This window comes from Escherichia sp. KCJ4928 (assembly GCF_004352695.1).
Taxonomy (GTDB): domain Bacteria; phylum Pseudomonadota; class Gammaproteobacteria; order Enterobacterales; family Enterobacteriaceae; genus ECMA0423.
Window position 1 is genome coordinate 1 of the sequence record NZ_SJWV01000237.1, and the last position, 4,949, is coordinate 4,949.

Below are 4,949 nucleotides of genomic sequence, written 5' to 3' on the forward strand. Positions count from 1 at the left end.
AAATAAAAGTAACAAAATTTGCTTTAAGGAAGAATTTTCTATGTACACACAGACCCTGTATGAGTTAAGTCAGGAGGCTGAACGCCTGTTACAGCTTTCTCGCCAACAGTTGCAGTTACTGGAAAAAATGCCTCTCTCTGTACCCGGAGACGACGCGCCACAACTGGCTTTACCCTGGAGTCAGCCTAATATCGCCGAACGTCACGCGATGCTGAATAATGAGTTGCGTAAAATTTCCCGACTGGAAATGGTGCTGGCAATTGTCGGTACCATGAAAGCAGGGAAATCAACCACCATTAATGCCATTGTTGGTACGGAGGTTCTGCCTAATCGTAATCGCCCAATGACTGCGCTGCCGACGCTTATTCGCCATACGCCCGGGCAAAAGGAACCGGTACTGCATTTTTCACATGTCGCGCCAATCGATTGTTTAATTCAACAATTACAAAAGCGCCTGCGTGATTGCGATATTAAGCATCTGACCGATGTGCTGGAAATAGATAAAGATATGCGTGCGCTTATGCAGCGGATCGAAAATGGCGTCGCTTTCGAAAAATATTATCTGGGTGCCCAGCCTATTTTTCATTGTCTGAAAAGTTTGAATGATTTAGTGCGACTGGCGAAGGCGCTGGACGTCGATTTTCCTTTTTCTGCTTACGCCGCCATTGAGCATATTCCCGTGATTGAAGTGGAGTTTGTCCATCTGGCGGGGCTGGAGAGTTATCCCGGTCAGTTGACGTTACTGGATACCCCCGGGCCAAATGAAGCCGGGCAACCGCATCTGCAAAAAATGCTTAACCAGCAGCTGGCACGCGCCTCGGCGGTACTGGCGGTGCTGGATTATACGCAACTGAAATCGATCTCCGATGAAGAGGTCCGTGAGGCGATTTTGGCGGTGGGGCAATCGGTGCCGCTGTATGTGCTGGTCAATAAGTTCGATCAACAGGATCGTAACAGTGACGACGCCGACCAGGTGCGGGCACTGATTTCCGGGACGCTGATGAAAGGCTGTATTACGCCACAGCAGATATTTCCGGTGTCGTCGATGTGGGGCTACCTGGCGAATCGGGCGCGCCATGAGTTAGCCAACAACGGTAAGTTACCAGCGCCAGAGCAACAACGCTGGGTGGAAGATTTTGCCCATGCCGCGCTCGGCAGGCGCTGGCGTCATGCCGATCTGGCGGACCTCGAACATATTCGTCATGCTGCCGATCAGTTGTGGGAAGATTCGCTGTTCGCCCAGCCAATTCAGGCGTTGCTTCATGCCGCTTACGCTAACGCCTCGTTGTATGCTTTGCGATCTGCTGCGCATAAACTGTTGAATTACGCGCAGCAGGCGCGGGAATACCTGGATTTTCGTGCGCACGGGTTAAACGTCGCTTGTGAACAATTGCGGCAAAATATCCATCAGGTCGAAGAAAGTTTGCAGCTATTGCAACTCAATCAGGCGCAGGTGAGCGGCGAGGTTAAACATGAAATCGAGCTGGCCCTGACCTCCGCCAACCACTTTCTGCGTCAACAGCAAGATGCGCTGAATGCGCAGTTAGCCGCCTTGTTTCAGGATGATTCGGAGCCGTTAAGCGAGATTCGTACCTGCTGTGAGACACTGTTACAGACGGCGCAGAACACCATCAGTCGCGACTTTACGCTGCGTTTTGCCGAGCTTGAATCCACCCTTTGCCGGGTGTTAACCGATGTTATTCGGCCCATTGAGCAACAAGTCAAAATGGAATTGAGCGAGTCAGGGTTTCGTCCTGGGTTTCATTTTCCTGTTTTTCACGGCGTAGTTCCCCACTTCAACACTCGCCAGCTGTTCAGTGAAGTCATTTCGCGCCAGGAAGCAACGGACGAGCAGAGCACGCGTTTAGGCGTTGTGCGTGAGACTTTTTCGCGCTGGTTGAATCAGCCCGACTGGGGACGGGGAAATGAGAAATCCCCGACAGAAACGGTTGATTACAGTGTGTTGCAACGAGCTTTAAGCGCAGAAGTCGATCTTTATTGCCAACAAATGGCTAAAGTTCTGGCAGAGCAGGTCGATGAATCTGTTACGGCAGGCATGAATACTTTTTTCGCTGAGTTCGCTTCATGTTTGACGGAATTACAGACGCGTTTACGCGAAAGTCTGGCTCTGCGTCAACAAAATGAATCGGTGGTCAGGCTGATGCAGCAGCAATTGCAGCAGACTGTGATGACTCACGGCTGGATTTACACCGACGCCCAGCTGTTACGCGATGATATTCAAACACTTTTCACGGCAGAACGATATTGACCAAGACGTTACTTGACGGCCCCGGTCGCGTGCTGGAGTCGGTTTATCCCCGCTTTTTAGTGGATCTGGCGCAGGGCGATGATGCCCGCCTTCCACAAGCCCATCAGCAGCAGTTTCGTGAACGACTGATGCAGGAACTTCTTGCGCGCGTGCAGCTTCAGACATGGACGAACGGCGGCATGTTAAATGCGCCGCTTAGCCTGCGTCTGACATTGGTGGAAAAACTGGCGTCGATGCTGGATCCCGGTCATCTGGCACTGACGCAGATCGCGCAGCATCTGGCGCTGCTGCAAAAAATGGATCACCGCCAGCACTCTGCTTTCCCGGAGCTCCCCCAGCAAATTGCCGCCTTGTATGAGTGGTTTTCAGCCCGTTGTCGCTGGAAGGAAAAGGCATTAACGCAACGAGGCCTACTGGTGCAGGCGGGTGAACAGAGCGAGCAAATTTTTACCCGCTGGCGTGCTGGGGCGTATAACGCCTGGTCGTTGCCTGGGCGCTGTTTTATCGTTCTCGAAGAGTTGCGTTGGGGGGCATTTGGCGATGCCTGTCGTCTGGGAAGCCCGCAAGCGGTGGCGTTGTTGCTGGGTGATTTGCGCGTGAAAGCGACACAACATCTGGCAGAGAGTATCAATGCGGCCCCGACCACGCGTCACTATTACCATCAGTGGTTTGCCTCTTCGACCGTTCCGACGGGCGGGGATCATGCTGATTTTTTAAGTTGGCTGGGAAAGTGGACCACGGCAGATAAACAACCCGTTTGCTGGTCAGTGACCCAACGCTGGCAAACTGTCGCGCTGGGGATGCCACGACTCTGTTCAGCGCAGCGTCTGGCGGGGACAATGGTCGAGGAAATCTTCTCTGTAAATTTGGCGTAAATAATCAGTTACATCAATGAGTCCTAAACGAAATCCATGTGTGAAGTTGATCACAAATTTAAACACTGGTAGGGTAAAAAGGTCATTAACTGCCCAATTCAGGCGTCAACTGGTTTGATTGTACATTCCTTAACCGGAGGGTGTAAGCAAACCCGCTACGCTTGTTACAGAGATTGCATCCTGCAATTCCCGCTCCCCTTTTGCGGCCGTCGCGCTGATTTTTCTGGCGTTTGCGGAAATGGGCCAACTCTGCGAGGAAAGCTATGCTGAAAAGGAAAAAAGTAAAACCGATTACCCTTCGTGATGTCACCATTATTGATGACGGTAAACTGCGTAAAGCCATTACCGCAGCATCACTGGGTAATGCAATGGAATGGTTTGATTTTGGTGTTTATGGTTTTGTTGCTTACGCATTAGGTAAAGTTTTTTTCCCGGGGGCTGACCCCAGCGTGCAGATGGTTGCTGCACTTGCCACGTTCTCCGTTCCCTTTCTGATTCGACCGCTTGGCGGACTCTTCTTTGGTATGTTGGGCGATAAATATGGTCGCCAGAAGATCCTCGCTATCACTATTGTGATTATGTCGATCAGTACGTTCTGTATTGGCTTAATACCGTCCTACGACACGATTGGTATTTGGGCACCGATTCTGCTGTTGATCTGTAAGATGGCACAAGGTTTCTCGGTCGGCGGTGAATATACCGGGGCGTCGATATTTGTTGCGGAATACTCCCCTGACCGTAAACGTGGCTTTATGGGCAGCTGGCTGGACTTTGGTTCTATTGCCGGGTTTGTGCTGGGTGCTGGCGTAGTGGTGTTAATTTCGACCATTGTCGGCGAAGCGAACTTCCTCGACTGGGGCTGGCGTATTCCGTTCTTTATTGCTCTGCCGTTAGGGATTATCGGGCTTTACCTGCGCCATGCGCTGGAAGAAACTCCGGCGTTCCAGCAGCATGTCGATAAACTGGAACAGGGCGACCGCGAAGGTTTGCAGGATGGCCCGAAAGTCTCGTTTAAAGAGATTGCCACCAAACACTGGCGCAGCCTGTTGACATGTATTGGTCTGGTAATTGCCACCAACGTGACTTACTACATGTTGCTGACCTATATGCCGAGTTATTTGTCGCATAACCTGCATTACTCCGAAGACCACGGGGTGCTGATTATTATCGCCATTATGATCGGTATGCTGTTTGTCCAGCCGGTGATGGGCTTGCTGAGTGACCGTTTTGGCCGTCGTCCGTTTGTGCTACTTGGTAGTGTTGCCCTGTTTGTGTTGGCGATCCCGGCGTTTATTCTGATTAACAGTAACGTCATCGGCCTGATTTTTGCCGGGTTACTGATGCTGGCGGTGATCCTTAACTGCTTTACGGGCGTTATGGCTTCTACCTTGCCAGCGATGTTCCCGACGCATATCCGTTACAGCGCGCTGGCGGCGGCATTTAATATTTCGGTGCTGGTTGCCGGTCTGACGCCAACACTGGCGGCCTGGCTGGTCGAAAGCTCGCAGAATCTGATGATGCCTGCCTATTACCTGATGGTAGTGGCGGTGATTGGTTTAATCACCGGCGTAACCATGAAAGAGACGGCAAATCGTCCGTTGAAAGGTGCGACACCGGCGGCGTCAGATATACAGGAAGCGAAGGAAATTCTCGTCGAGCATTACGATAATATCGAGCAGAAAATCGATAATATTGACCACGAGATTGCCGATTTGCAGGCGAAACGTACCCGCCTGGTGCAGCAACATCCGCGAATTGATGAATAAGCTGAAACGGATGGCCTGATGTGACGCTGTCTTATCAGG

Annotated in this window: 3 protein-coding genes; all 3 read left to right on the forward strand. The window is 51.5% G+C overall.

Features of this window, described 5'->3' with window-relative positions; genetic code table 11:
• Positions 1 to 40 precede the first annotated feature (40 nt).
• The 3 genes from crfC (at position 41) to proP (ending at position 4,910) form a co-directional block, all read left to right on the forward strand.
• Positions 41 to 2,269, forward strand: a complete 2,229-nt coding sequence (gene crfC / locus E0D98_RS21295) for a clamp-binding protein CrfC (RefSeq protein ID WP_050877245.1) — start codon at positions 41 to 43, stop codon at positions 2,267 to 2,269.
• Positions 2,266 to 3,144, forward strand: coding sequence for a YjcZ-like family protein (locus E0D98_RS21300; protein ID WP_047086407.1), 879 nt, complete (start codon positions 2,266 to 2,268; stop codon positions 3,142 to 3,144). The genes crfC and E0D98_RS21300 overlap by 4 nt, the downstream gene beginning before the upstream one ends.
• 263 nt (positions 3,145 to 3,407) lie before the next feature.
• A complete protein-coding gene (gene proP, locus E0D98_RS21305) occupies positions 3,408 to 4,910 on the forward strand; it encodes a glycine betaine/L-proline transporter ProP (protein WP_001296882.1) in 1,503 nt (500 codons plus the stop codon).
• The last annotated feature ends 39 nt before the right edge of the window (positions 4,911 to 4,949 follow it).